This is a genomic window from Synechococcus sp. R5-12, assembly GCF_047502655.1.
In the GTDB taxonomy this organism is placed as follows: domain Bacteria; phylum Cyanobacteriota; class Cyanobacteriia; order Thermostichales; family Thermostichaceae; genus Thermostichus.
The window spans coordinates 1-2,056 of sequence record NZ_JANSIM010000266.1 but is presented as its reverse complement, the minus strand read 5'-3'; the positions used below and the strand labels follow the sequence as shown (position 1 = coordinate 2,056).

Annotated in this window: 1 protein-coding gene; it reads left to right on the top strand. The window is 59.0% G+C overall.

The annotated features are described in order from the left end of the window. Positions 1–362 precede the first annotated feature (362 nt). The gene (locus NW843_RS13035; RefSeq protein ID WP_414523156.1) at positions 363–1,916 is read left to right on the top strand and encodes a TolC family protein; all 1,554 of its coding nucleotides are present in this window, start codon (positions 363–365) and stop codon (positions 1,914–1,916) included. The last annotated feature ends 140 nt before the right edge of the window (positions 1,917–2,056 follow it).

Below are 2,056 nucleotides of genomic sequence, written 5' to 3'. Positions count from 1 at the left end.
TTTCAGTATAGTTGAGCTTATTATTGACTAGAGTCATGCTCTGAGAGTCTGCCACCTTGCCCCCTTTCATCACCCACAACACCCACCCCCGCCATCACGGACAGATGGCCCCACCATTCTAAACTGAGTCTAAATCTAAATCGACTCGGTCTCAATCCAAGCGTCTCTGCTGAGTGTAGAGGAGTCCCGCCCGTGCTCGGAGCTCCTGGCAGACGCAGGTCGGCCTCATCGTTGCAGGGGCAAATGCGAGGACTCGCTTCCACTGGCCCGAACAGGGCAGCCAGCGAGCCTGCGGAAAACCGTCTTATCTTTGTCCTTCATTTTGCGATACTGCTAGGGGTGATGTTGAGAATGACAGCACGATGGCGATGCAAAATGGAGCCAGGGATCCGCTTCAACTTCCTCAACGGCAGACAAACTCGGCGGGATCCCAGTTGAACCTTGCCTGTTCTGCTCCCTGTGGCCTACTGTTGAGCCTGCTCTGGGTTGTCCCTGCTCTTGCTCAGCCAGAAGCTCCCAGCTCTGCTGCCTTTGCTCTGCCCAACAGCCGCGAAATCCTCACCCCCCCACCCCCCCCCACCCTATCGATTCCCTCCAACCCTGCTGACCCTACCCCTGCGGCTGACCTGGCTTTGCAGGGGGCTTCCAAGGCTGAAGAATTGGTGGTGCCCCAATCCCCCTTGCAGGTGCGCATCGAGCGAAGGGAGGGCTTGTCTTTGGAAGAAGCTCTGGAGATCGCCGTTGCCCAGAACCCGGCTGTGCAGCAGGCCAGACTGACTGTCGAGCGGGCCGAGGCCGGGGTAGCTCTAGCTCAAGCTGCCTTTGCTCCCACCCTCTCCAGCCGTGCCAACTACCAGTACAGTGAGGCTCCCTCTCCTGGTGGTGGGCCAAGGCGCGAATCCCACACCCTCTCGGCCAGTGTGGTGCGGGTGGAGTATACCGCCTTTGACAGTGGCCTTAGGGAGCAAAACCTGAAGCTGGCCCAAGAAGCGCTGCGCATCGCCCAACTGCAGCTGGAGCAAACGCTGCAGACGGTCAAACAAGCTGTGGCCAATGCCTACTACGATCTGCAAAGCGCAGATGCCAGGGTTGCCATCAGCCAAGCTGCCGTCGAAAGTTCCGAAGCCACCCTGCGGGATGCTCAAGCCCGAGAACGGGCCGGGCTGGGTACCCGCTTTGAGATTCTCCAGGCAGAGACGGAATTGGCCAACAATCGACAAACCTTGCTGGCGGCTCAAAACACCCAACAACTGAATCGCCGCCGCCTGGCCGAACTGCTGAATTTCCCCAGCCCCACCGACGTGTTGGCCAGCGACCGCATTGAGCCGATGGGGGAGTGGGATCTCAGCCTGGAAGAGACCATCATTGCTGCCTTTGCCCAACGACAGGAATTGGAGCGCCGGCGCCGAGAATTGGAGCAGGCCCAAAGCCGCCTGCGCCTGGCACAAGCCCGCAATGGCCCCCGAATTGGCTTGTTCGCCAGCCTCGATGCCGTTAACGATTTCAACGCCAGCCGCAACAGTTTTGATGTTGGCTATTCGGTGGGAGCCAATTTCAGCTTGACTTGGTTCGATGGAGGAGAAGCGGCTGCCCAAGCCCGCCAAGCCCAGATCGATGGACAGGTGGCCGTGAGCAACTTCGTCGGCACCCGCAACGAAATCCAGCGGGGGGTGGAAGAAGCCTTTCTGACCCTCAGCTCCAGCCGTGAACAGATCGACTCGGCCAAAGTGGCAATTGCCTCGGCAGAAGAGAGCCTGCGCTTGGCCCGGCTGCGTTTGCAAGCAGGGGTGGGCACCCAAACCGAGGTGATCAATGCTGAAGCTGCTCTCACCACTGCCCGTGGCAACCTTTCCAATGCTGTAATCGCCTACAATCGCGCCCTGGTACAACTGAAACGGGCCATTGGCAGCCTTTGACTTGAGCCTTTCTCCCTCACTCCCAGCCCTTCTTCCAAAAGGAGAGGGGTGCTATGGATACCGCGACGAAACAGTTCTATTCCAACTTGAGCTGTTGTGACATACTCCCGCACTCATGCTGATGCAAAGCGCTCCGCGCC

Coding starts and splice junctions, on each gene's coding strand:
- NW843_RS13035 (WP_414523156.1), top strand. CDS start 363: ATGGCGATGCAAAATGGAGCCAGGGATCCGCTTCAACTTCCTCAACGG.